This window comes from Zobellia uliginosa (assembly GCF_018860745.1).
Classification (GTDB): Bacteria; Bacteroidota; Bacteroidia; order Flavobacteriales; family Flavobacteriaceae; genus Zobellia; species Zobellia uliginosa_B.
In genome coordinates this window covers 794,327-820,095 of record NZ_JAHKPY010000012.1, presented here as the reverse complement: position 1 = coordinate 820,095, position 25,769 = coordinate 794,327, and the positions used below count along the sequence as shown (strand labels likewise).

Genomic DNA, 25,769 nt, shown 5'->3' with positions numbered 1-25,769 from the left:
TTGAGCTGACGGTTACGGATGTGGAAGGTCTTACTAACACCTCATCTATAAGTATTAATGTCACTACAGCTGGGAATTTACCCTGTAGTACAGGAAGCGGTGATGCTAGTAAGAAGGGTTCAAAAGTATGGTGCTGGGGAAATATAAGTGTTCCAAATGATCGTTTTTTTAGTAATCATGAACTTTTTATCAGCAGCCATTGTAATTCGCGAATGGTTACAAAATCAGGTAATCGCTTGCGTTTTAAAGTGAATCCAACTACACCTACAGCCCCATCTGATTGTGGGGATTATAATTATAGAGCGGAAATAAGAGAACATCCTTCTGATGTAAATTATTCTTCTGGAACCGAACAATGGTGGGGTTTTGATTATAAGTTTGAGAGTGATTATAAAGTGGACCAACAACCATGGATATTTTGGCAGACGCATGGTAGTTTTAGTTATCCAAACTTCCCAATGACTAATCTTCAAATAGGACCAGCGAATTACGGTGGTACTGGAGGTTCAAAAGGAGAATTATATGTACAGAATAATGCAATTACTACAGGTAGTAGTAAATATGCTTCAACCGGGATTGTTCCAAGGGCCGGACAAACTATTAAAGTAGTTATTCACATGGTTTGGGGAGATGAAAATTCTGGACGCTACCAAGTCTGGATCAACGGAGTTAAGGTTTATGATGAGAATGAAAGAACGGTTTATAGGGAACGCCCATACGGGGGATATTGGAAAATAGGAATATATAAGTGGCGATGGCAAGAAAAAAATTACGTGGAAGCATCTGCCGCAACAGGTGTTAGTGAGCTAAATACATCCCTGGGTACATTGCGTACGATTACTAGACAGCCAGGGGATTACGACTACGGAAAGGATTCTTATTCTCTTGTAAGGCCAGATTAATTCCATTAATAAAATCTATCACATATAGACCTAATTAATTGCGATATTTTTATAAGGATATTACTTAATTTTCTTAACTGTTTCTAATTCTTTTTTTACAAAATCTTCTTTGCTCTTTTGCGTTAAAAGGCCTTTTTGAAGTAAACCATTAAACCAATTGGAAAATATTGTTGCTCCTGAGGCATTTAAATGTCCAGCATCGGCAAAGTATTTTGCTTTTAACGGAAAGCGGTCAAAGTCCAACAAATCGATATTCTTGAACTTATCAATCTTAATAGCCATTAATTGGCGCTCATTACTTCTAACGTAGTATTGATGTTGAGGGCTTCTAATAAAATAGACATTTACATTTCTTTGTGAGCAGTAGTCAACCATTTTTTGTAAATACTCAATATTATTATCTGATATCCCTATACTATCTTTTATTTCAGGATTATGTAAAGCCTCTTTCCTTAACTCTTCTGCAGTACTAGTTCTTTCCATTTTTTTATAACCGCCAAACTTTTTTCCTATTGAATAATCAAAAGTTAGTATCCTTTTAAAGTTTTTAAGCGTAGAGGTTGAAATAACTCTTATAAAATCGCTATTATTTTTTTTAAGCAAGAACTTTAAGTCTTCATTATTCATAAAAGAACTGTGCCATGGCAAAAATTGATTCAGTTTTTCATACCCCCAAATCCAGTCATCCATTTTTTGGATTATTTGGTTATTGGTGTACTCTATGAAAACAGCCTTAATATTATTTTTTGGTAAAACTTCTTTTAATTTTTGATAGTTGTAGAAATAGCTTTCGGCAGAACTAGATAGGTTTACGGTATTCTCAATGAGTTTATCATTATATGCAAATGTAGGATGAGAATGACCTATAATCAAAAATTCCGTGTTTTTGGGGAGTTCAAATGAAGCTGTAACTCTAACTACTAAATGGACAACCAATATAAAACACAAAAGGCCTAAAATAAAGATGATAGCTATGCTGCCTGTTTTTCTTAGAAAGTGTTTCATAATTAAAATTGAAAGTAAATGAATTCTTGCTCACTGCCAGAGAATAAGAAAATTAGCAGTATTATTCCAAAATAAAATAAAATTCGTAAATTTTTATTCCATTTAAAGCCAATTTTTTCTAGGGCATATTGATTAGTTCTGCCAAGCCACTCTATAGAAATAAAGAATAAAATCATTAGGCATACCAAAAATGCTCTACTCATATGATCAAATTTTGGTATTTCAAAAAATGAGAGAGATAAAATTTCTTTTATATAATGATATGCATGGCTGATATTTTCAGCTCGAAAAAAAATCCATGCAAAAACGGTTAGTAAAAAAGTTGTGAGGATTTGACATAACTCCTTAATGTTTGGTAAGAACCGTCCTTCTGCAACAGTGTCTAAGTTTCTTCTATTGTTTTTGGATAGTAATAAAGGTAAAAAGTATAATGCATTTAAGGCTCCCCACGCAATAAAGGTCCAATTTGCACCGTGCCAAAATCCACTTACTATAAAAATTATAAAAGTATTCTGTATTTTCATTAACGTGCCCCCACGACTTCCGCCCAGAGGGATGTACAAGTAATCTCTAAACCATGTTGAGAGTGATATGTGCCAACGCCTCCAAAACTCCGCCATGTCTCTAGAGAAATAAGGAAAGTTAAAGTTTTGCATTAAATCAAAACCGAATAAACGAGAGGTGCCTATTGCAATATCTGAATATCCTGAGAAATCACCGTATATCTGAAATGTAAAGAAAATAGCTCCAACGACTAATGTACTTCCAGAAAGCTCTGCAGAATTATTAAAGATTTGATTTGCATATTCTGCACAATTGTCAGCAATCACGATTTTTTTGAAAAACCCCCATAGGATTTGTCGTAAGCCGTCTACCGCTATGGCGTAGTCAAATGTTCGTTTTCGATTAAATTGGGGCAATAGGTGAGTAGCACGCTCTATAGGTCCGGCTACAAGTTGGGGAAAAAAGCTTACAAAGGCACTGAAGGCTATGAAATTATCAGAAGGTTTTAATTTATTTCTATATATATCTATGGTATAGCTCAGCGTTTGAAACGTGTAGAAACTAATCCCAACAGGCAGGATTATATTTAAAGTATTTCCATTTATTTTATAACCGAAAAATGAAAAGGCAGAGATGAAATTATCAAGAAAGAAGTTATAGTACTTAAAGAAACCGAGAAAACCGAGATTTACACAAATGCTAGTCCATAACAATAATTTTCGTCTATGTAAATTGTTCTCTCTGTAAAGACTTTTTCCAATTGTATAATCTACCACTGTGCTAAACAAAATTAATGATAGAAATCGCCAGTCCCACCAGCCATAAAACAGATAGCTGGCCAACACAATCAAAAGATTTTGCAATTTTAAATTATCATTAGTGACAAACCAATAGAGTAAAAAAACTATTGGAAGGAATACTGCAAAATCTATAGAATTGAATAGCATTGTCTTAAATTAGTCTTAATTGGGGAAAGGTTATTTTTAATTTTAAATAAAATGGCAATATTAACACATATTTTATAATGCATTCGACTATTTTTCGTAATTAGTATTTTGAGGCAGTATATAAATTAATAATTTTTAAGCTTGCTTAGCTTATCTGTAATTTGGGTTCTCACTTGGTATCAAAAGTATTAGATTTAGCATATTTAGCTACTATTTCAGAGAATAAATGGGCCCCTGTGTCATTTAGGTGAGATGTGTCATTAAATAATTTATCCTGATTTAAGAACCTTTTATCGTTATATAAATTTAAAATAGGAACATTCTCTGATTTTGCAATTTTTTTAAGCAAGTGCATTGACTTGTTGTTTGAAAGGTCATTTTGTTCATACCAAGGGGATACCACAAATAGTAGATTAACGTTATTTATTTTGCAAGTAGCTATAAAGGATTTATAAGCAGAAATAAAGTTAGGATCCAGTGTAGGTGTTTCAGTTGATTCATTCCGTTTTTCTAAACCCTTTTGTATTTGAGGTTTAATTACTCCCTTAAGAGGTATATATCCCTCAAAATCTTTTTGCGGTGAGACTAAGTACTTTATAGCATGCACTAATGTTGAATTGTATTGATATGATTTAAATATTAATTTGAAATCCGGAATTTTTGATTTTAAACCTAATATTGGCTTTAAAACATCTCTGTAATCCCAATAGTATGGATGAAGGTCTGAAAGTCTATCGTAATTACTATTATTCTCATAAAGCCAAATATCATCTATATTTAGTATAATAAGTTCCGGTTTTCTCTCTTGTAGTATCATTTTTACCAGGGCATCTTGAAAAAGAACCCCTTGACCTTGAACACCTGCGTTGTAACATGTTTTGTTGAGGTTCTGTTCAAATACATTTGGAACAAAATGTTTATTGGCATGAGAGCTACCAAGTATTAGAATATCGGTGTCAACTTGTTTTAATGAATAAGTTATTCTGGCTTGTTTACCAGTTTCTTGTCCAAAGTAAAGTTGTTTGGCAACGGTGCCGAATAAGAAATCTGCAATTACAAAGATTACCAAAAATTTAAAGGCCTTCAACGCTGTGTAAACAGTTTTATTTTGCATTTTCTAAAATTGAAAGTATATAAATTGTCCATCATCGAAGACCCCTAAATATAGGATAACAAATATGAGGGTTGCATATGCAGCCATTCGCACATATTCATTTTTATGTTTAGAAATAGAAAATAATGAATCAAAATATTCTTTTTTTATTTCTACAACTAGAAGTGATAAAATGGCCAATGCTGCATAAATAGGAGCTGTTTTGTCAGGTCCTCTGCCTATATATAAATCTCCTAAATTTGTAGTGATGGTTTTGATAATATAAAAGGCATCTTGAATAGAATTTGCCCTAAAAAAAATCCAAGCAAAATATATTAAAATAAACGTAGTTATAATATTTAAGACATTTTTCTTCCTCTGCTTAAAAAGTAAAACTTCAAAAATTAGATATACCCCATTTAATGCTCCCCATACAACAAAAGTCCAATTGGCACCATGCCATAAGCCACTTACTAGAAAAGTGATAAATAAATTAAAAAGCCATCTAGGCTTTGTTGCTCTATTTCCACCTAATGGAATATATAAATAATCTCTGAACCAAGTTGAAAGTGATATGTGCCAGCGTGTCCAGAACTCACTTACCGAAGAAGAGAAATACGGCCTGTTGAAATTGGTCATTAAGTCAAAGCCAAATAGTTTTGCAGTACCAATGGCAATTAGTGAGTAGCCCGCAAAATCACCGTAAATTTGAAATGCAAATAAAAATGTTGCAGCTAAAAAACTAAGACCCTCATGACTTTCAATATTATTATATACTGCGTTTACATAAATTGAAGCTCTATCTGCCACTACGACCTTAAGGAAGAATCCCCAAATCATAAGTTTGAAACCATGGGATAAGGCTGCATGTGTGAACTTTCTTTTTGAGGTAAATTGAGGCAATAGATTAGTGGCTCTCTCAATAGGACCAGCCACTAATTGCGGAAAAAAGCTGACAAATGTAAAGAAAACAATAATATCTTGTGACGGTTTTAATTTTCTTTTGTAAACATCAATACTATAACTTAGGGTTTGAAAGGTGTAAAAACTAATTCCTACAGGTAAAATTATGCGTACGCTTTGAAAGGAAATATCTTGCCCGAAAAAACTAAAAGCATTTATAAAGCTTTCCGCAAAGAAGTTATAATATTTAAAAAAGCCCAAGAAGCCAAGATTGACAAAGATGCTTAAATACAGCAAACGTCTTCTTGTTTTAGGGTTACTATTTTTTTCTAAATTCTTGGCAACATAGAAATCGACCAGTGAACTGAATATTATTAAAGATAGAAACCTCCAGTCCCACCAGCCGTAAAAAACATAACTGGCAATTAGTAGAACTATGTTTTGGAGCTTCAGATTATTATTGAAAACACCCCAGTAGATAGCAAATACTATTGGGAGAAAAATAGCGAAATCTATGGAGTTAAATAACATTTTTCTATGTCAGACTTTATGGTGAAGGATGAATTATGTTTTTTAGAATAAATAAAGCGCAATATTAACTTTTATTTTATAAAATGAAGGATGTTATTTTACTGAATAAAATATAATCACTAAATAAGATTGTTATAAATTATAAGATTTGGGAGATTTTATTTTTTCTAGACTATTTATTTTAATGTTCAGTATTCTAAAATATACAAAAGAATAAAATAATATCCAGATAGGTACAAGAGGTATTAAATATCGTCCCCGTCCGTCCAGTAAAATTTGTCCTCCTAAATATATCAGGCTGAATAGCATTAGGATTTTCAGTTCTGGAGGAATAGTTTTGAATCTAACCAAAGCAGGGTATATGCCGAACAATGCAAGTACAAAAATAAATATGTTGGGTAATAAATAACCGAGGGTGTCAAGATTTTGCATTCTATAAGAAAACGGAAAATGAAAAAAAATACGAGAAATATTAGCAATAGTATTTTTCATGTATTTACCGGGATGCTTTTTCATGTTATCGATGGCCTTGCCACTTAATACGCTATCTTTTTTGATCCAAGATAGGGAGTCGATACTTTTAAAAAGCTTATAATGATTTTTTTTAAGTTGGTCCATGTTTGCCATAACCCTATCTCTACCTGTTGGAACATCGCCTTTCAAAACATAACGTTCGGAGAGCCAGTTTCCGAATTCACCTTCAAAAGGGGTAGATCTGGAATATAAAGTAATTCCTCCATGAGTTCCTAAATAAAAGAATTTACCGGTTAATTTGTAATTATGAATAACGTATGGGCTAAATACGGCTAAAGCTCCCACCATGATAAGTGTGAGGCCTTTTGAATTGAATGCCTTATAAGCCTTAGGAAAAATCCTAATTAATAAAGTTATTATAAGGAACACAATGATTACATAGGCAAAAATAATTTTTGTTAGAGCTAAATAGCCTAAGAGGAACATAGCCAATAACAAATGTGTTTTATGGTTACCTTCTTTGTTATACCATTTAATGAAGTGATAGGAGAACGCAATAAGTAATAGAAGCATAAGCGATTCTGCATACATTAAGTTTGCCCACCTTAACAATGGGGGATATAAACCAAATAAATATGCTAGCGTTATTGCAGGTTTCTTAGGAATATATCTCCGCAATATTAAAAGAAGATAAAAGGCAGCGAAAGAGAGTAAAATGATATTTGATGCTCTAATTAATACAAATGGAATATCTAAAGCGATTGGAATAGATAGGTATATGGGGTATCCTGGGCCATCAAGAATATTGGGATTTACGGTGTCTACATAATATCCTTGTGTAATGTTATATGCATGTTTGTAAAATTGGCTTTCATCTCCTATAACATTTGTTGAATGAGTGGAAGGTCTAGATATAATTACAATACATAGTAATATAAATAGTGGGATTATAGCTAAGAATGAACTTTTTTTTATAGCGTTAAGTTTTTTCATTTTGTAGACTTTCCCTTCTTTTTTGTTGCTTTTAAAATAGCGGAATTTAAATGAAATAGTTCATCAAAATAACGTTTCTTCTGCAATGATATAAAACCTAGTCCTAATAATTGAAGAGAAATAATCATTGTAGTACCACCAACGATAAACGAGTAAGGTCGTTGCCTAAATACTTCGGATACGGCCAGGGAAAAACGGTCTTCAAAACCTTGTGCTAGTTCAGCGGTCATTGGATATGCGCTATAAGTATTGATAAAAATCCAAATAATAATATATATTGATAGTATAAAAATAACTAAGCCTAAAATCCAAAAGAACATGTAAGGCCTAAACATAAAGCTGTTAGCTAATCCATTAAATATGCCTTTGACGATACGTAAACTTGATGTACGTATTTTTCCCAATTTTATTTGCTCTGACCAGTCTAGATGAGCGGGTATTTCAATAACCCTAGCTCTTAAAATGTACGCTTTTAGTATGATTTCAGAATTGATATCAAAAGTACTTGATTTGGTGTTTAGAGATCGTATGAAATTGCCTTTATATGCTCTCACCATACCCGTAAATGTGTAAATATTCAATCGCGATGATTTACGCATCATATAATTTACGGTTTTACTCAATAATAATCTTAAGCGAGGTACAGCCGTGTTCTTTCCACCTTTCATGTAGGGAGAAGCAATAACCATATCAGCTTGGGCACTCACTAGTTTTGATAAAAGCTTTTCTATATGGTCTGGTGAGTAGCTCATGTCAATATCTAAAACAATAACATATTTGCCCTTACTATGCTTAAAACCTGTCCTTAAAGCTGTGCCTAAATTTCTGTTTACGATATGGTGATATGAACGCAGATTGTTTTTTGTATCAGCCAAAGAATCCGCAATTGTTTTAGTGCTATCCGTACTGCCGTCATTTATGATTAAGACCTCCCAGTTGTATAAATTGTCTAATGTGCTTAAATAATCATAAAGGAGGGATACATTTTTTTCAAGTATCGCTTCCTCATTGTATGCGGGCAAAATAATAGTAACAAGGGGCTTTTTTGTATCAATCTTGTCAGATAAGGTTGGCATATTGGTATTTTGTTTTGGTATAAGCTATTGATTTAAAGTATTTAAACTCTTTGTACTGTCTACGAGTAAATTATTTCAAAATTATAAAAATAAGGAGTGGATACCTACAGATACCGTCAAAGAGACGCATCCATACGTTAAATCTCTACTATTCATTATAAAAGGGGGAGAAATGTTATTTTTCTAATTATTAGCTTGGCACTTGCACTGTTTTTAAGCCCTTTTTGTCGTAAATATCATCTACATGACCGTTCATATCCGTTAAAGTAAAGTGTTTGCCCAATTTTCTCATCACTTTTTTAAATAGAAATACTTTTCTTTCACTAGAAACATTCATTCCTGGGAAAAAAGCTAAACTGGTTATTTGATCTCCTCCAATTAAATCTAAAGGATGTAATAAAAAGCTAGGCTCTGTCTTAGTTACCTTGCATAAAAATATGGCAATATTTAGATATAGCATCATTAAAAGAGGTGAGATATTGCTAATATAGATAAGATAACTAAGGTGAAAAGGTATCCTAAACACCGGCATTGTTGTTACGGGCAATTCTAGCAACTTTTGATTTTTATTGGTTTTCCAGAAATAGGGTTTCAGTTTTTTGAATCCATCGGAAAATTTACCAAAGATTTCTTTTCTATCTTCTTTTTCCTCTTTTGTGAGGTTAGAAGTACTAAAGTAGTATAGTCTAGCTAGTGGGCCTATTACCGTTGGTAAGGTAGATGCATCGTATTTATATCCTTTTTCGGCTAATACTTCCAGTAAAGTCCCGCTCCAACTGAAACCAGGTCCTCTAAACCCGCTTGGGGCTTTTCCTGTGACTTCATGAATGATATCGTGCGCAGAATCAATTTCGGCTTTCATCTCATCCTTAGAATAGAGATGAAGCCATGTTTCATGTTTAAAGGAATGATTTGCAATATCGTGACCGGCGTCTGCAATTTGTCTTAGATACTGGTGGTTTTTTTCAAATGTGGCATCTTGCCCAACAATGAAAAATGTAATTTTTAGGTCCAGTTCTTTTAATACTTGAAGGACGTGTGGCACAAAAATATCTAGATAAGAAGGGTAATCTTCCCATCCTTCTTCACCGTGTATCTTCATGTAAGACCACTGGTTGTCCATATCTAGTGAAAGGCTTAAGTTTGGCTTGCTCATACGATTCGGTTAGGTATTGTATGTATTAGTGTAAATTAGATTCTGTCTTAAACTTGGTCATGAATTTTTGCACATGGTTTACGACAGAATTGTTGTTTAGCGTGTCGTTTACAAATTGAGACGTGTTCAGGATGTAAAAATCCTTATGCTTGGTTTGCACATCAGGAATTGTTTCTGAATAATTCAAAACTTGAAGTGGCTGAACTTTAAGCGCCTTGTGTAAATGGGTAGAAACAATATCGTTTTCGTCAAAATCAGGATAAAGCTTTGATACGCCTTCTAAAAATAATGAAGTCAGTTCTTCATCGGATTTTTGCCAATAAGCGTCATTTGCACTAACATATTTTGGAAAATAAGTTAAATGCTCATTAGCTGTCTGGTCTAAATCAACTAGGGAACTCATTCCTATTACACCGGTAAACGGAATTTCTTTATCGGCGATGTTAAGCACGTAATAAGGTGTTAAAGACTTTTTGGTTATCATTACTAAACAAATAACTCCAAGATATTCTACTGGAGCAGTGGGTTTAGAGGATTCAAATAGACTTTGGTTTGCGACCTTATTAAGTACATTTAAAGGCGAGGTGAAAATAACCTTGTCAAAATATTCTTCTTTGTCATTACATATTATAGTAATACCGCCCTCAGGATTAGCTTTAACACTTTGCACGGCACTATTAAGAGCTATCTCTGAACCTTTCTTGCTCAAGTTACTTTGTAATGTGTCAAAAAAGGTCTTATACCCACCTTTTAAGTAGCCCATATGCTCCTTCTGAGCAGCTGAACTTCTGGCTTGAAAAAGTCGCTTTATATATGTCCATATGAATACGGCAGAAACCTTCTCGTGATTTTCACCTAATTTGGCTAAAAGTAACGGAGACCAAAATTTTTCATAAGTGGCTCTTCCTCCCATTTTAATTAACCAATCTTTTACAGTGATTTTCTCTAATTTTTTCCAATCTTTTATTTTGGAACCATAGAAAATAGTAAAAGCCAGCATCCCTTTGTCCCACAAATTTAGAGCCGGAAAAAGTAGAAACTCTTTTGAGCTGCTAATTGAGTAGAATTTTTTCTGAACATAATACCCCGTATAAGATCTTCTCCAGCACAACTCATCACCAAGGTCTAAATCTTCGATTAGGCCTATTAAATAATTATCGGTAGGTAAGATTACGTGATAAAATCTATCCCAAACAAAAGGACCGTAATCTTTATGTGTTGATAAACCGCCCATATGGGCAGCACTTTCAAAAACTTTTACGCTGGCATTGGTTTTTGCAATTTCATGGGATAATGTTAATCCCATGAAACCGCCTCCCACGATGCCTATTTTCATGATACCTCTAATTTTTCTGAAGTAACCTTTTTCTGCCAATTAAACGTAATTCGCAGGCCTTCTTTAAGAGAAGTTTGTGCTTTTATACCCAAAATACGTTCAGCTTTGGTGTTGTCCGGTACGCGTCTCATGACGTCTTGATATTTTCTTCCAGCAGAAATTTCGTTATAAGGAATCAGTTTTACTTGTGAAGTTGTAGGTTCGTCAGAGATTTCTTTAAGTAAAGTAGCAAGCTCAAGAATTGTAATTTCTTCATTCGCTCCAATATTAAAGATTTCTCCGTTTGCTTCAGGTTTTGTTGTGGCAGCGTAAATACCCTCTACAGTATCGTTAACAAAAGTAAAGGTTCTAGTTTGCTGTCCATCGCCATGAATAGGAATTTCTTTGTTGTTCAATATACAATCTATGAACACGGATTGTGGGCCTCCCCACCAAGACAAATTTTGATTTGGTCCGTAAGAACCAAAGAACCTAAGTATTACCACAGGAAAATCAAAATCTTCCATATAAGCTAACGCTAAATGTTCATCAAACAATTTTGAAACGGCATACGCCCAACGCGGTACTTTTGAATCACCTATAAGACAGTTTCCGTCCTCCTTAAAAGGAATATCCGGGCTCATGCCATATACATCGGAAGTTGATGCTAAGACAAATTTGCATTTCAGTTTTTTGGCAAGTTCAAGCATGTTTTCGCTTCCTTTGGAGTTGATTTTTAAGGTGTCAACTGCATTGCCGTATCTTGGTATTTTAAAGGCCGCTAAATGAACGATAACATCAAAGTCATCATCTAGTCGTTCAATTAGTGATTCATCTAAAACATCACCATTTATAAATTTAAAATTTTGGTGGTCAAGGCTCTCTTGAATATTGTCAAGGGATCCCATTGATAAATTGTCTATTCCAACAATTCGGTGTCCCTCATTTAAAGTTTTAACTAAAAAATTGGAGCCTAAAAAGCCTGCAACTCCGGTAATTAGAATTTTTTTACTTTCAGTAATCATATGGTTAGGTTTGATTAAAATGTATGCTTTGGTATGGGGTCACAATATACCGCATAAAAACAGTTCCTTAAAATAGGTAGAGGGTGTTTCATAGAGAAAAAACGGACTCATGTCGAAAATTTGGAGATGGACAGAGTTTACAGTTCGCTTTTGGTAAAAAATCAATGAAAAACCGTTCATTTTAAGGTTTTCGAAACCGATTCAGTGAAATTGTTATCATGTTCCTATTTTATAAAATGGTTTTGTGCTATTTTGTGCTATTTTTTGTCGTTTCAGGACGATGAAAGAAGGCAATTGTTGATATTGTCAATAGAAATATCGGAAAATGTTATGGATACACTTATACCCGGAATCTTTACGTATTTTTGACGTAACCTTTAACGATAGCTAGATTTATGATGGATAGAACATATAAGGATATACAACAAATTACTCTTGCTGTAGATTGTATCATTTTTGGATTCAATGATAATAGGTTAGAAGTTTTGCTTGTACATAGAGGTTTTGAGCCGGAAAAAGATAGGTGGTCTCTTATGGGCGGGTTTGTTGGAAATCACGAGGATTTAGATGATGCGGCGAATAGGGTTTTGAAAGATCTATCAGGTCTAGAAGATGTTTATATGGAGCAGGTCCGTACTTTTGGCAAGGCCAAACGTGATCCATATGAACGTGTAGTGTCTACAACTTATAGCGCATTGATACTTAAAGACAAGTACAATAAGGAACTTATTGAGGAATTTCGTGCCAAATGGTTTCCTATAGATGAGCTACCGGATTTGATTTTTGATCACAAAGAAATGGTAGAGTCTGCCATAAGAAGGCTTCAGAGAAGAGTACGTACTTTCCCCATAGTCTTTAACCTTCTTCCTGATAAGTTTACCTTGCCCCAACTACAAAAGCTATATGAAGGTATTTTTCAGGAGGAAATGGATAAGCGTAATTTTAGAAAGAAACTTGCTACGATGGATTTTTTAATCAAATTGGATGAAAAAGACATGTCTGAATCTAAAAAGGGCGCCTTTTTATACCGTTTTAATGAGAAAAAATACAATAAAACAAAAAACTTTACAATTTAAGCATTAAGTGTTTTTGAAACACTTGTAAAAAGTTCTATATTAGTTTCTTTTACAAGAGGGTTCTGTTAAAACGCTACCTTAAATTTAAAGTTTTTACATATGAGGTCACAAACCGCCTATAGTCTGGGCTTGGATTTTGGTTCGGATTCCGTCCGAGCTGTTTTGGTCAACACAAAAACAGGTCAAGAGCTTTCCACGGCGGTACATAATTATGTGCGTTGGAAAGAAGGCAAATACTGTGATCCTTCCGAAAATCGTTTTCGCCAACATCCTTTAGACTATATAGAAGGTATAGAATCTACAGTCAAGTCCGTTGTTGCTGAAGTAGGTCCTGATGTTGTGGCACAAATTGTTAGCATAGGCGTAGATACTACGGGAAGTACACCCGTTGCGGTAGATGCTAATGGAACTCCATTGGCACTTTTGGATGCTTTCAAAGAGAACCCGAACGCAATGTTCGTGCTTTGGAAAGACCATACCGGCATCCGGGAAGCCAATGAAATTAATGAATTATGTGCTACATGGGATATCGATTATTCACAATATGAAGGCGGAATTTATTCTTCAGAGTGGTTTTGGAGTAAAATACTTCATGTTTCTAGAGTAGATAACAAGGTGTATAGAGCTGCCTATTCTTGGGTCGAACATTGTGATTGGATTCCGTTTTTATTAACTGGGGGCAACGATGTTCGTGAAATGAAACGTAGCCGATGTGCTGCAGGACATAAGGCGCTATGGCACGAAAGTTTTGGTGGTTTGCCTTCCAATGATTTTTTTGTAGCATTAGATCCGCTTTTGGACGGACTAAGAGAACGTCTTTTTGATAAGACCTATACTTCAGATGTCTCAGCGGGTACTTTAAGTCCGGAATGGGCTGAGCGATTGGGTCTTTCTGCGGAAACTATTGTTTCCGTGGGGGCTTTTGATGCCCATATGGGCGCCGTAGGGGCTAAGATTGAGCCATACTATCTAACAAAAATAATGGGGACTTCTACTTGTGATGTTCTAGTAGCTCCTATGGAAGGGGAAGAAAAATTGGTAAAAGGTATATGCGGACAAGTAGATGGTTCCGTCATTCCTCATATGTTAGGGTTGGAAGCCGGTCAGTCTGCTTTTGGGGATATTTATGCTTGGTACAGCAGGGTTTTGGCATGGCCAATTCAAGAACTGATATCTAAGTCTTCTTTAATTGATGAAAATACCAAGGAAAAATTAATTGCAGAGGCACTTAAAAACCTGATTCCCGAACTTAGCAATGCCGCTAGCAAAGAGCCTATTGGTGCTTCGGGAGAGTTGGCGCTAGATTGGATGAATGGAAGAAGAACACCAGATGCCAATCAGAATTTGAAAGGAGTAATTGCAGGTATAAATTTAGGGAGTACATCGCCTAAAATATTTAGAGCTTTAGTGGAAGCTTCCTGTTTCGGGGCAAAAAAGATAGTAGATAGGTTCCTATCCGAAGGTATACCAATTAAAGGGGTTATAGCTTTGGGGGGAGTGGCCAAGAAATCCCCGTTTATAATGCAAATGATGGCCAATGTACTTAATATGCCTATTAAAGTAGTGGCGTCAGAACTGGCCTGTGCATTAGGTGCGGCAGTTTTTGGTGCTGTAGCTGCGGAGGTCTACACCAATGTTCCCGAAGCTATGGAGAAGATGGGTAGCCCTTTTGAGACTATTTATCAACCGAACAAAATCGATGCAATAGCCTATGAAAAGGTATATAAAAACTACAGTAGGCTAGGCGATACGATGGAGAAACATATCATGAACGAAACCAGAAATAATGGGTAAGTATACATCATTAAAAGAAGAGGCCTTTGAGGCAAACATGCAGCTTCCGGAACTAGGTCTGGTATTGTTTACATTTGGTAACGCAAGTGCCGTAGATAGAGATAACGGGGTTTTTGCAATAAAGCCCAGTGGCGTACCTTATAATACATTAAAGGTTGAGGATATTGTGATTTGTGATTTTGATGCAAAGATTGTAGAAGGTAAGATGAGACCCTCATCTGACACAAAAACACATGCCGTTCTTTATAAAGAATGGGATAAAATAGGCGGAGTAGTTCATACGCACTCAACTTATGGTACGGCTTGGGCACAAGCTATTAAGGATATTCCTATCTTCGGAACGACTCATGCCGATCATTTGATTGCTGATATTCCATGTGCTCCCCCTATGAAAGATGAATATATAGAGGGAGATTATGAGCATATGACCGGGTATCAGATAATTGATTGTTTGAAAGACAAAGGGTTGGATTATAACGAAATAGGTATGATACTGGTCGGTAGCCATGCTCCTTTTACTTGGGGTGCAACCGCTGCCAAAGCAGTATATAATAGTGCTGTATGTGAAGAAATAGCTAAAATGGCACATCTAACCTTGCAGATAAATCCTAACGCAGTTACGTTAAAAGAGGCTTTGAAAAAGAAGCATTTTGAACGTAAGCATGGTAAAGATGCTTATTACGGACAAGGGTGCTAAGTTTTATTTGAAATATATTTTATGGGAATAGCAACGTTCATCGGGTTTACATTACTAGTAGCAATCATAGCATATTTATCAACTAGAAAAACGGATGAAACCTCTTCGGATGGTTATTTTTTAGGTGGACGAAGTCTTACGGGCCCCGTCATTGCTGGGTCATTGCTTTTAACAAATCTTTCTACGGAACAAATTGTAGGTATGAACGGTATCGCTTATAGCGAGGGCATACTCATTATGGCTTACGAAGTATTGGCTGCAATAGCCATGGTTTTTACTGCATTGGTATTGTTGCCTAGATATTTGAAAGGAGGTATTGCTACTATTCCTCAATTTCTTGAAAAACGCTACGGAAAATCTACAAAGACTTTAGTGTCTCTTTTATTTTTAGGAGGATATGCAATTTCAATGTTGCCTACAGTTCTTTATTCAGGTGCTTTGGCAATCAATACTATGTTCGATTTGCCAGAGGCGATGGGTATGAACGAAGAAGCTGCACTATGGGTCACCGTTTGGGGTATTGGTATAATAGGAAGTATCTACGCAATTTTTGGAGGACTAAAGGCAGTTGCAGTGTCCGATTCGATTAATGCAATAGGTTTGATTATTGGAGGTTCGCTCATACCTATATTTGGGTTGTTATACGTTGGGGATGGAAACCTCCTAAATGGTATGGATGTTTTGACTACTAACTTTCCAGAGAAATTTAAAATTTTAGGAGGACCTGATTCTTCAGTGCCTTTTTGGACGCTTTTTACTGGTATGGTTATCGTTAACTTTTACTACTGGGGAACGAATCAGGCTATCATTCAGCGAGCACTTGGTGCCAAGAATCTACGTGAAGGTCAGATAGGATTAAGTCTCGCGGCTTTTGTAAAGATATTGGGTCCTATAATTGTAGTATTGCCGGGAATTATTGCATTTCAAATATTTAACGGTGAATTGACCAATCCGGACCAGGCTTACCCTATGGTGGTCAAAAAGGTATTGCCTGCGGCCTTTATCGGTTTTTTTGCAGCAGTGCTTTTTGGAGCCATATTAAGTTCTTTTAATAGTGCTTTAAATAGTTCGGTTACCCTTTTTGGACTTGACTTTTATAAGGAATACATTAATAAAAAAGCCACGGAAAAGCAGGTAGTAAAGGCTGGTAAGATATTTGGTGTTTTCCTTGCAATCATTTCCATGATAATAGCGCCGCTATTGTTTGGGGTGGAAGGAGGTATATTTAATTATCTACAGGAATTAAATGGGTCTTATAGCGTGCCTATTTTAGCAATAATCTTAGTAGGTTACTTAACTAAAAAAATCCCTGGTATTGCCGCAAATATTGGAATCGTTTTTGCCGTAGTCACGTATTTAGTCACACTATATATCATTAAGCCAAATGTTAGCTTCTTACATGTCATGGGTATCTTGTTTGTTCTAGTAATACTGCTGATGTTAATTATTGGTAAATTCTTTCCAAGAGAGACGGAATATGTTGAAGTATATACTGAGCAGGTAGATATTACGCCATGGAAGTTTGCAAAACCCGTAGGTTTTGTAATATGTTCTATTGTTATAGGTATGTACGTGTATTTTTCATAAGGACTAATTTATTGTAAAAATGATGATCGATTTAAGTAATAATGAAGTTTGGTTTGTAACGGGAAGCCAACACCTTTATGGGCCAGAGACTTTAACTCAAGTAGCGGAACATTCAGAGGAAATCGCTAAACATTACGATGCGAATAAAACTATTCCTGTTAAAGTAATTTTTAAACCTGTAGTAAAAACTTCAGGAGAAATAAGTACTTTATGTAAAGAGGCGAATAATACTGATGCTTGTGTTGGTCTTATATTATGGATGCATACCTTCTCTCCTGCCAAAATGTGGATTGCAGGCCTACAGGCTCTTCAGAAACCATTTTTGCATCTGCATACCCAATACAATCGGGACATTCCTTGGAATGCGATTGATATGGATTTCATGAACCTGAATCAATCCGCACATGGTGGTAGGGAATTTGGTTTTTTGGCTTCCAGAATGCGGTTGAATCGAAAGGTGGTTGTAGGTCATTGGCACAATGAAACTGTTATTCAGCAGGTAGCTGACTGGTGTCGTGTGGTCTCTGCAGTTGCTGATTCTAAAAAAATGAAAGTAGCCCGTTTTGGGGATAATATGCGTCAAGTAGCGGTTACAGAGGGAAACAAAGTTTCTGCTCAAATGAAGTTCGGCTACGAGGTTAATGGATATGGCGTAGGCGATTTGGTTAAATATATTGATGGAGTATCCCCTGCTCATGTAAACATGTTGATTCAAGAATACGAGGATTCATATACTATGGCAGCTAAAATTAAATCTGATGGAAGTATGCGGAATTCTTTAAGGGATGCTGCGCGGATAGAGTTGGGCATGCGAACTTTTCTTGAGGAAGGTGGTTATACCGCTTTTACCGATACTTTTGAGGATTTACATGGTATGAAGCAGTTACCCGGTATTGCCACTCAAAGGCTTATGGCCAGTGGTTATGGTTTTGGTGGTGAAGGCGACTGGAAGACGGCAGCACTTGTGCGTACCATGAAAGTTATGGGGGCAGGTCTGGATGGTGGGAACAGTTTTATGGAAGATTATACCTATCACTTTGACCCGGCAAATACAGCTGTTCTTGGTTCTCATATGTTGGAAATTTGTCCGTCTATTGCCAAAGGAGATGTTTCGTGTAAAATTCATCCATTGGGAATCGGCGGAAAAGAAGACCCGGTACGTTTGGTCTTTAATGCTGGCTCAGGAAATGCTTTGAATGCATCGGTTGTGGATATGGGTAATAGATTTAGGATGCTGGTCAATAAAGTTGAAGCAATAGAAATAGAAGAAAATATGCCTAACCTTCCCGTGGCAAGAGTTTTATGGAAGGCAAAACCCGATCTTCAAACAGCTGCTGCAGCTTGGATTTATGGTGGCGGAGCACATCATACGTGTTATAGTCAGAATATATCTGCAGAATCATTGGAGGATTTTGCACAAATAATGGATTTAGAATTTCTGCTGATTGATGAAAAAACTGACCTGTACCGCTTTAAGCAAGAACTTCGTTGGAACGATGCGGCTTATGGTTTAAAAGGTATTTAATCCAATTCCAATTCTTTCACGTGAAGAATCTTTGAACTCAGTTCCATTCTGTCAATACCGTTTACTTCCATAAAGACCTCAAAATAAGCAGGTATTTTTCCTAAGTCGGCTTTCATTCGGTTTTCCAATTGCTGGACCAATATAGGGTTGGTAAAGTTCTTCAGGCTCTGTGATGCACCGGTATCCCACAAACCCGCAAAAACATATATGGAATTGTTGTTTGGTCCCGGCGCCTTTATAATTAAAGCGTAATCCTTATGGTAGGTTTCGGCATCTCCACTGGGTTTAAAAAAGGTTGAGGTGTTCTTGAAATTAAAATTATCTGTATCCTCATTGTAGTTTATGCTGGTCTTGTAGATGTAATCTTTGAAAATACCTAAGGTCTTCGCCATTCCAACAACCATAAAGTCGTTTTCAGGAAGTTCTTTAGGGCTAAAACGTAAAATTGTACGCACGTTAAAGTCTTTATCTTTTTAAGTCAAAACTTTACTTACGTCCTTTACCCATTCGGTACTATTTCTAATTAGAAAACTATACTCCATAGGTTCATACTCATTTTTCAACGAGGAAGGAAGAGAGTCGTAGAGTTGAGTTTCTGAATTGATAAATGGATTACGGATAACCTTTTCTTTATGGAGAGTGGTATTAATTTCACGATAAATAAAGAGGTCCCCCAATACCAATATCATTGGTTTTTTTGAATTGAAAATTTCGGTCCATAGGATAGATTCGGAAAAGGGGTTTGGCTGCCTATTAACTGTCCAGAGAAACCAATTTCCGATAATTGATAAAAAGAGAATTGAGGAGACTAAAAATAGAAGCTGTTTTTTGGTTATGATTTTTTTTGCTGGTTTGGGCTCTTTCTTTTTACTGTCAAACTCTACTTTATAACTCCCCTTTGGGATGCGCAGAATAATCTGGTCTTCTGTCCCTTCCTTTTGGTAGTATGTTCTCAGTTTTTTTCTAAGATTATAAATGTAAACCCTAATGAGTGTACTCTGAGAAGGGTCAAATTCCTTTTTACCAAATATTTCTGTGGCAATTGTGGTTTCTTTTGGCACGTCTTCCTCTATAGTGCATTGAACGAGGTACCTGAGCAAATTGGCATAGGTGGTTGAATTGCCAAAAGATTTACTGGAAATTATTTTATTGACATACGTATGGTAATCCTTGGTATTCATAGCCTCAAAGAAGGAATTTTTTAAAGATAATTAAAATTATTAACAGTTAATGAAACTGTTTTTTAACTCATTAACAGTTAAAATGCGGTCGTATATTGAAGAAAATTCCAAAACCAATGCGATTCTTATCGAGATTTTTTTCTGTACTCTGCATCATGTTATTACACAGTTGTGGATGGAATGCACCTGACGAAATTGAAGAGGCAATGGCTGAATTGCCAGAGAAAATAGATTTCAATTACCATGTTAAACCTATTTTGTCCGATAAGTGTTTTGCTTGTCACGGACCGGATATGGCAAATCAAAAAGCAGGTCTTCGTCTAGATATTGCAGAAAGTGCATATGAGGCTTTAGAAGGATCGGGAAAGCATCCTATTGTTCCTAATAAACCTGAAAAGAGCGAAGTTGTTACGCGTATTTTATCTACTGATCCGGACATCACAATGCCGCCACCAGAGTTTAATATTACACTTAACAAAAATGAAATAGCCACCATCACAAAGTGGATTGAGCAAGGAGCGGAGTACAAGCCGCACTGGTCTTTTATAAAACCCCAAAAAGAAGGCGTTCCGAACATAGTGAATAAGGAATGGCCAAATAATACTGTTGACCAATTTGTTTTGGCCAAATTGGAAGGTAAAGGCTTAAGTCCTTCACAAAGAGCTTCAAAGGAACATCTTATTCGCCGCCTCAGTTTCAACTTAATAGGATTGCCACCAACCTTGTTGCAAATTCAGGATTTTGTAAATGACACATCACCGGATGCTTATGAAAAAGTGGTAGATCGCCTTTTGGCTTCACCTGCCTATGGAGAGCGTATGGCTGCCGAGTGGATGGACGTTGCTCGTTACGCGGATAGTGATGGGTATTTGGATGATAAACATCGCGATTTTAGTCCGTATCGGGATTGGGTCATAAAGGCGTTTAATGAAAATATGTCGTACGACCAATTTGTAATATGGCAGTTGGCGGGAGACCTTATAGAAAACCCATCGCAGGAAAGTATTTTAGCAACGGCCTTTAATCGGCTACATAAAAAGAACTCTGAAGCGGGAATTGTTTTTGAGGAGTACCGGGTAGAGTATGTGGCGGACCGTACCCTGTCTGTTGGAAAAGCATTTTTAGGGTTAAGTGTAGAATGTGCTAGATGCCATGATCATAAGTATGATCCGACCAGCCAAAAAGACCATTATGAGCTTTTTGCATTTTTCAATAGTACAAATGAGATTGGGACACCGGTGTATGGGCCGGGTCAAGTACCTGGACCTTCACTTTTATTGACCAATGACGAGCAAAAAGAGGTGTTGGAGTTTATTGATAGGGATATCAATCTAACACAAAAACAATTGATATCTGTTGAAAAGGAAACACCTGAGGAGGTACGTACTTGGTCTAAAAAACCATTGGTTCTGGAGACAGTGTTGCAAAAAAGCTTGAAAAAAGGATTGCAGGCCAGTTTAAATTTTGATTCGTTTTCATCAGAGGATAATAAATCGTTCAGTACTGAAAATAGTGGGGGTGATGGACGATCGGTAACCATTAAAGAGCCTGTAATTGAGAATGGGATAAACGGAAAAGCTGTGTTTCTTGGTGATTATACCACTATGAGGATGCCCGGAAAAGTAGGATGGTTTGATCAATCCGATCCTTTCACCGTTTCCATAGCCGTTAAGCCGGACAGAAACTATGAAGAGGCCGCAATTTTTACGCATTCCGAAGAAGTTAGGCAAGGATTAAAAGGGTATTCCATGCATCTGGAGGATAACAGGCTTAAGTTTATAATTGCGCGTTCTTGGCCATCCAATGCCATTCAAGTTAAAACGGAGGAATCTATACCTGAGAAAGAATGGAGCTCCGTAACCGTGTCCTATGATGGGTTGGGCAAAGCGGATGGGGTCCATATTTACGTAAACGGAAAAGAGGTACCGGTAGAAATTGAAATAGACAACCTGTATAAATCTATACTGTTCAAGAAAAATGCGCATAACTACGCATTTAACGGTTTCACTGTAGGGGTAAGTGGCAAGTTTAAATCTTTCAAAGACGGCGGTGTGGATAATCTCAGGATTTATAACCGACAACTATCGGGTTTGGAAGTGCTCTACAGCATAGCTCCAAAAATGGTAATGGATAGAGTAAAAAGTGGTGAAAAGGAATTAATTACGGATTTCTATTATCTGAGTATTGACAAGGAAACGGAAAGGACAAGGATTAAGCTGAAGGAACAAAGAGAAAAACAGCTTAATGAACTGGAACCTATAAAAGAGATTATGGTTTTGGGAGATTTGCCAAAGCCCAGACCTACTTATATTCTTGATCGTGGGATGTACGATGCTCCTACGGAAGAAGTGCAACCAGACGTGCCCGAAGCGGTAATGCCTTTTAGTGAAGATTTGCCAAGAAATAGATTAGGGTTGACCAAATGGTTGTTCGATAAGAACAATCCGTTAACAGCCAGAGTTTTTGTGAACCGCTTATGGCAAATGCATTTTGGACAAGGGTTGGTGGCCACTTCTGATGATTTTGGCAACCAGGGTAGTTTGCCCTCGCATCCTGAACTATTGGATTGGCTTGCCGTAGAGTTTATGGATTCGGGTTGGGATATCAAGAAAATACAAAAGTTAATCGTTATGTCTTCCTCCTATCAACAAAGCTCGGAACTTACCCCGGAATTGTCGGAGATCGATACGGACAATATTCTATTGGCCCGAGGACCTAGTATGCGTATGACTGCGGAAATGGTAAGGGACAATGCATTGGCTATCAGTGGGCTTTTAGTTTCAAAAATTGGAGGAACAAGTGTTTACCCATATCAGCCAGAAGGGCTTTGGGACGAAATTAGTAACAAACCTTGGCGTTACAAATACAAACAGCAGCCAGGGGAGGGTTTGTACCGAAGAAGTCTTTATACGATTTGGAAGAGAACTTCGGCACCACCGTCTATGCAGATTTTTGATGGCGGAGACCGCAGTGTTTGTACGGTTAAAAGAAGGGAGACCAGTACGCCATTACAAGCATTAGTGCTTTTGAACGATCCCCAATATATAGAAGCTTCATATGTCCTTGCCGAAAGTTTGATTGATGAGGATGAAGAAAATAAAGAACTACAGTTAAAGAAGGCATTTCAGCTGAGTACAGGAAGAAAGACCTCAAAAGAAGAATTATCGATTTTAAAGAAATTTCTTGACGAAGAGTTAGAGCGCTTTTTGAACAATAAAGAAGATGCGGTCGCCTATTTGAATATGGGCGAAACCAAAATTAAAAACACCTCCGATCCTGTTAAAGTAGCGGCATTGGCAACGGTTATTAACGGAATTATGAATACTACCGAAGGATTCACCATACGATAAGAAGAAGATTATGAGAGATATTCATGAACAAAAAAAGTTTGAAGATACCCGTAGGGGGTTTTTAAAGAAGGCATCCTTGGGGTTTGGGTCTATTGCTCTATCCAGTCTTTTAGGACCGACGGAATCCTTTGCCAACGATTTGTTGGTTTCCGAAAGGCCTTCGCTGGTAAACGCCCATGGAGGGGCATTGGGCGGAACCCATTTTCCTGCCAAGGCAAAGCGCATTATTTATTTATTTCAAAGTGGTGGTCCGTCACAAATAGAAACGTTCGATTATAAACCTTCCTTGGCCAAATGGCATGGTCAGGAAATACCTGATTCGGTTAGGGGAACACAACGTAATTCTGGAATGGTAACTTCACAAAGCACTTTTCCCTTGGTGCAGTCCATTTTCGATTTTAAGCAACATGGTCAATCCGGAGCCTGGGTGAGTGAACTTTTTCCCCATACTGCTGGTGTTGTAGATGACCTATGTATAATAAAATCAATGTATACCGAAGCCATTAACCATGAGCCGGCAGTTATGTTTATGCAAACGGGGTCCCAGTTAAGCGGGAGGCCTTCAATTGGGTCGTGGTTAAGTTATGGTTTGGGGAGTGACAATAAGGATTTACCCAATTTTGTGGTTATGCTTTCCAAAGGAGGAGGCGCCCAACCCTTAAGCTCGGCGGCATGGGGCAATGGATTTTTGCCTTCTCATCACCAAGGAGTTCAGTTTCGTTCTGGGAAAGATCCGGTGTTGTATTTGAACAATCCGCATGGGGTTCATGATCATGACCGTAGGCGTGCATTGGACTATATTTCCGAATTGAATAACCAACAGTATGATATCTGGAAAGATCCGGAAATTCAATCTAAAATAAATCAATATGAAATGGCGTACCGTATGCAGAATTCGGTTCCGGATGTTGTAGACACTTCCAATGAGCCGGACCATGTTTATGAATTATATGGTGAGGATGCTAAAATTCCGGGCACGTATGCTGCAAATTGTATTCAGGCAAGACGACTTGCTGAGAAGGATGTAAAATTCATTCAGTTGTATCATATGGGGTGGGATCAACATGGTGGTCTTCCCAATGGTATAAAAAGACAGGCATTGAGTACGGATCAAGCAACAGCTGGTTTAATTACGGATTTAAAACAACGCGGACTTCTAGAGGATACGTTAGTAGTTTGGGGAGGGGAGTTTGGCCGTACCAGTTTCTCGCAAGGTAGACTAACTGCGGAAAGTTATGGAAGGGACCATCACCCGGGTTGTTTTACCATGTGGATGGCGGGTGCAGGAGTGAAGGCGGGGATGGTCTACGGCGAAACCGATGATTTTAGTTATAATGTTTCACGCAACGGGGTACATGTACATGATTTTCAAGCTACCCTAATGCATTTATTGGGTATAGATCATGAAAAGCTTACCTTTAAACACCAAGGGAGAAGATACCGTTTGACCGATGTTCATGGTCATGTAGTAAAAGATATTTTAGCCTAGTTAGCATGTCAACAAGAAGAGAATTCATGAAAAAAACAACCATGGGTACAGGAGGGCTTTTAACAATGTCCACTGTGCCGTTCTACATTAATAATTCAAAAGTAAATCTCAGTGAAGAAATCATTGGTCACGGTGATTTTAAATATAGAGTTGAAGTGGGTTGGGGAGATTTAGATCCTAAAAAATATCCGGTTAACAATTGCCATGAAATGGTGATGGATAAAAAAGGTAGGCTTATTATGCTTACCGATCATGCTAAGAACAATGTGTTAATCTATGACAAATCTGGTGGGCTTTTACATAGCTGGACACTCAATTTACCGGGCGCACATGGCCTTACCATTCATGAGGAAGGCGGAGCTGAATTCTTATATATCACGGATCCTTCTCTTGGAAGGGTTATAAAGACCAATTTAGATGGTAGGGTTCTTTTAGAAATTGCATCACCTACTAAAATTGGAGCTTATGATGTGCATGCGCCTTTTAAGCCAACGGAAACCGCCATTGGTCCAAACGGAAATATTTATGTGGCAGATGGGTATGGTTCTCAATACATTCTTCAATATGACCCAAAACGTAATTTCATTCGCAAGTTTGGGGGCGATGGTTTTCTTTCTCCGGAAAAATTCAAACAAGCACATGGGGTTGTCGTAGATTATAGAGATCCTTCCAATCCAACTTTATTATGTACCGCGCGGATAAAAAATTCTTTTAAAAGATTTTCTTTGGAGGGTGATTATATTGAGGATTATTATATGCCCGGGCTCTTTGTAAGCAGACCGGTAATAGATGGTGAAAATGTGTACTCCGGAGTTTGCTTTGGAATGGAGGACGGTAATTTCAATATGCATGCGAACAAGGGCTTTGTAACCATTCTGGATAAGGATAATAAAGTAATCTCTAATCCGGGTGGTACTGAGCCGGTTTACAAGAACGGAAAATTAAAGTTAATGTTCCAAGAAAAACCCATTTTTAAGCATTGTCATGATGTCTGCATAGACAATGATAAAAATCTTTATGTGTGTCAATGGAATGCCGGTGGAGTCTACCCTTATAAGTTACATAGAGTTTAGAAACTAGTTTCATATATGAAATTAACAAGAATTTGTAAAATGGTTGTTTTCTGTTTTTTAGAGTGTTAGGGAA

Annotated in this window: 20 protein-coding genes; 9 read left to right on the top strand and 11 right to left on the bottom strand. The window is 36.9% G+C overall.

What is annotated here, in order from left to right; all coding sequences use genetic code 11:
- Window positions 1-902: heparin lyase I family protein (locus KO521_RS14995; protein WP_215940691.1), on the top strand; the 902-nt coding region annotated here is incomplete at its 5' end.
- A gap of 60 nt (window positions 903-962) precedes the next feature.
- Here KO521_RS14995 and KO521_RS14990 read toward each other — a convergent pair.
- The 9 genes from KO521_RS14990 to KO521_RS14950 all read right to left on the bottom strand — a co-directional run bounded on the left by KO521_RS14990 (window position 963) and on the right by KO521_RS14950 (window position 11,924).
- Entirely contained in the window at window positions 963-1,592 is a 630-nt protein-coding gene (locus tag KO521_RS14990) for a hypothetical protein (protein ID WP_215940690.1), read from the bottom strand.
- Between the two features lie 317 nt (window positions 1,593-1,909).
- A complete protein-coding gene (locus KO521_RS14985) occupies window positions 1,910-3,358 on the bottom strand; it encodes an MBOAT family O-acyltransferase (protein WP_215940689.1) in 1,449 nt (482 codons plus the stop codon).
- A gap of 169 nt (window positions 3,359-3,527) precedes the next feature.
- Window positions 3,528-4,472 (bottom strand): hypothetical protein, encoded by a 945-nt coding sequence (locus tag KO521_RS14980; RefSeq protein WP_215940688.1) that lies wholly within the window; start codon window positions 4,470-4,472, stop codon window positions 3,528-3,530.
- 3 nt (window positions 4,473-4,475) lie between these two features.
- The gene (locus tag KO521_RS14975) at window positions 4,476-5,885 is read right to left on the bottom strand and encodes an MBOAT family O-acyltransferase (protein WP_215940687.1); all 1,410 of its coding nucleotides are present in this window, start codon (window positions 5,883-5,885) and stop codon (window positions 4,476-4,478) included.
- A gap of 132 nt (window positions 5,886-6,017) precedes the next feature.
- Entirely contained in the window at window positions 6,018-7,352 is a 1,335-nt protein-coding gene (locus tag KO521_RS14970; protein WP_215940686.1) for a glycosyltransferase family 39 protein, read from the bottom strand.
- A complete protein-coding gene (locus tag KO521_RS14965) occupies window positions 7,349-8,428 on the bottom strand; it encodes a glycosyltransferase family 2 protein (protein WP_215940685.1) in 1,080 nt (359 codons plus the stop codon). The genes KO521_RS14970 and KO521_RS14965 overlap by 4 nt, the downstream gene beginning before the upstream one ends.
- 190 nt (window positions 8,429-8,618) lie before the next feature.
- Window positions 8,619-9,584: a polysaccharide deacetylase family protein gene (locus tag KO521_RS14960; RefSeq protein WP_215940684.1), complete on the bottom strand. Its 966-nt coding sequence runs from the start codon at window positions 9,582-9,584 to the stop codon at window positions 8,619-8,621.
- Between the two features lie 25 nt (window positions 9,585-9,609).
- The gene (locus KO521_RS14955; protein WP_215940683.1) at window positions 9,610-10,920 is read right to left on the bottom strand and encodes an NAD(P)/FAD-dependent oxidoreductase; all 1,311 of its coding nucleotides are present in this window, start codon (window positions 10,918-10,920) and stop codon (window positions 9,610-9,612) included.
- Window positions 10,917-11,924 (bottom strand): NAD-dependent epimerase/dehydratase family protein, encoded by a 1,008-nt coding sequence (locus KO521_RS14950; protein WP_215940682.1) that lies wholly within the window; start codon window positions 11,922-11,924, stop codon window positions 10,917-10,919. The genes KO521_RS14955 and KO521_RS14950 overlap by 4 nt, the downstream gene beginning before the upstream one ends.
- Window positions 11,925-12,319: 395 nt before the next feature.
- Between KO521_RS14950 and KO521_RS14945 the strand changes: the two genes are divergently transcribed.
- The 5 genes from KO521_RS14945 to araA all read left to right on the top strand — a co-directional run bounded on the left by KO521_RS14945 (window position 12,320) and on the right by araA (window position 18,603).
- Window positions 12,320-13,000: an NUDIX hydrolase gene (locus KO521_RS14945; protein WP_354668211.1), complete on the top strand. Its 681-nt coding sequence runs from the start codon at window positions 12,320-12,322 to the stop codon at window positions 12,998-13,000.
- Window positions 13,001-13,099: 99 nt separating this feature from the next.
- Window positions 13,100-14,794 (top strand): ribulokinase, encoded by a 1,695-nt coding sequence (locus KO521_RS14940; RefSeq protein ID WP_215940681.1) that lies wholly within the window; start codon window positions 13,100-13,102, stop codon window positions 14,792-14,794.
- The gene (locus KO521_RS14935) at window positions 14,787-15,491 is read left to right on the top strand and encodes an L-ribulose-5-phosphate 4-epimerase (protein WP_215940680.1); all 705 of its coding nucleotides are present in this window, start codon (window positions 14,787-14,789) and stop codon (window positions 15,489-15,491) included. Before KO521_RS14940 ends, KO521_RS14935 begins: the two co-directional genes overlap by 8 nt.
- Window positions 15,492-15,512: 21 nt before the next feature.
- Window positions 15,513-17,078 carry a solute:sodium symporter family transporter gene (locus KO521_RS14930; protein ID WP_215940679.1) on the top strand — a complete coding sequence of 522 codons (1,566 nt, stop codon included), beginning with the start codon at window positions 15,513-15,515 and terminating at the stop codon, window positions 17,076-17,078.
- 22 nt (window positions 17,079-17,100) lie between these two features.
- Window positions 17,101-18,603 carry an L-arabinose isomerase gene (araA, locus tag KO521_RS14925; protein ID WP_215940726.1) on the top strand — a complete coding sequence of 501 codons (1,503 nt, stop codon included), beginning with the start codon at window positions 17,101-17,103 and terminating at the stop codon, window positions 18,601-18,603.
- On the opposite strand, the gene KO521_RS14920 is transcribed toward araA, so the two are convergent.
- Together KO521_RS14920 and KO521_RS14915 are read right to left on the bottom strand one after the other, a co-directional pair.
- Entirely contained in the window at window positions 18,600-19,058 is a 459-nt protein-coding gene (locus tag KO521_RS14920) for a hypothetical protein (protein WP_215940678.1), read from the bottom strand. The genes araA and KO521_RS14920 overlap by 4 nt on opposite strands.
- Window positions 19,059-19,076: 18 nt before the next feature.
- The gene (locus KO521_RS14915) at window positions 19,077-19,784 is read right to left on the bottom strand and encodes a hypothetical protein (protein ID WP_215940677.1); all 708 of its coding nucleotides are present in this window, start codon (window positions 19,782-19,784) and stop codon (window positions 19,077-19,079) included.
- A gap of 155 nt (window positions 19,785-19,939) precedes the next feature.
- On the opposite strand from KO521_RS14915, the gene KO521_RS14910 reads away from it, so the two are divergent.
- The 3 genes from KO521_RS14910 to KO521_RS14900 are packed head-to-tail and all read left to right on the top strand — an operon-like array spanning window position 19,940 to window position 25,696.
- Window positions 19,940-23,134, top strand: a complete 3,195-nt coding sequence (locus tag KO521_RS14910; protein WP_215940676.1) for a DUF1553 domain-containing protein — start codon at window positions 19,940-19,942, stop codon at window positions 23,132-23,134.
- 10 nt (window positions 23,135-23,144) lie between these two features.
- On the top strand, window positions 23,145-24,623 hold the full coding sequence (locus tag KO521_RS14905; RefSeq protein ID WP_215940675.1) for a DUF1501 domain-containing protein: 1,479 nt from the start codon (window positions 23,145-23,147) through the stop codon (window positions 24,621-24,623).
- Window positions 24,624-24,649: 26 nt separating this feature from the next.
- A complete protein-coding gene (locus tag KO521_RS14900; RefSeq protein ID WP_252730072.1) occupies window positions 24,650-25,696 on the top strand; it encodes a 6-bladed beta-propeller in 1,047 nt (348 codons plus the stop codon).
- Window positions 25,697-25,769: the final 73 nt, after the last annotated feature.

Coding starts and splice junctions, on each gene's coding strand:
- KO521_RS14990 (WP_215940690.1), bottom strand. CDS start 1,592: ATGGATGACTGGATTTGGGGGTATGAAAAACTGAATCAATTTTTGCCA.
- KO521_RS14985 (WP_215940689.1), bottom strand. CDS start 3,358: ATGCTATTCAATTCTATAGATTTTGCAGTATTCCTTCCAATAGTTTTT.
- KO521_RS14980 (WP_215940688.1), bottom strand. CDS start 4,472: ATGCAAAATAAAACTGTTTACACAGCGTTGAAGGCCTTTAAATTTTTG.
- KO521_RS14975 (WP_215940687.1), bottom strand. CDS start 5,885: ATGTTATTTAACTCCATAGATTTCGCTATTTTTCTCCCAATAGTATTT.
- KO521_RS14970 (WP_215940686.1), bottom strand. CDS start 7,352: ATGAAAAAACTTAACGCTATAAAAAAAAGTTCATTCTTAGCTATAATC.
- KO521_RS14965 (WP_215940685.1), bottom strand. CDS start 8,428: ATGCCAACCTTATCTGACAAGATTGATACAAAAAAGCCCCTTGTTACT.
- KO521_RS14960 (WP_215940684.1), bottom strand. CDS start 9,584: ATGAGCAAGCCAAACTTAAGCCTTTCACTAGATATGGACAACCAGTGG.
- KO521_RS14955 (WP_215940683.1), bottom strand. CDS start 10,920: ATGAAAATAGGCATCGTGGGAGGCGGTTTCATGGGATTAACATTATCC.
- KO521_RS14950 (WP_215940682.1), bottom strand. CDS start 11,924: ATGATTACTGAAAGTAAAAAAATTCTAATTACCGGAGTTGCAGGCTTT.
- KO521_RS14945 (WP_354668211.1), top strand. CDS start 12,320: ATGATGGATAGAACATATAAGGATATACAACAAATTACTCTTGCTGTA.
- KO521_RS14940 (WP_215940681.1), top strand. CDS start 13,100: ATGAGGTCACAAACCGCCTATAGTCTGGGCTTGGATTTTGGTTCGGAT.
- KO521_RS14935 (WP_215940680.1), top strand. CDS start 14,787: ATGGGTAAGTATACATCATTAAAAGAAGAGGCCTTTGAGGCAAACATG.
- KO521_RS14930 (WP_215940679.1), top strand. CDS start 15,513: ATGGGAATAGCAACGTTCATCGGGTTTACATTACTAGTAGCAATCATA.
- araA (WP_215940726.1), top strand. CDS start 17,101: ATGATCGATTTAAGTAATAATGAAGTTTGGTTTGTAACGGGAAGCCAA.
- KO521_RS14915 (WP_215940677.1), bottom strand. CDS start 19,784: ATGAATACCAAGGATTACCATACGTATGTCAATAAAATAATTTCCAGT.
- KO521_RS14910 (WP_215940676.1), top strand. CDS start 19,940: ATGTTATTACACAGTTGTGGATGGAATGCACCTGACGAAATTGAAGAG.
- KO521_RS14905 (WP_215940675.1), top strand. CDS start 23,145: ATGAGAGATATTCATGAACAAAAAAAGTTTGAAGATACCCGTAGGGGG.
- KO521_RS14900 (WP_252730072.1), top strand. CDS start 24,650: ATGAAAAAAACAACCATGGGTACAGGAGGGCTTTTAACAATGTCCACT.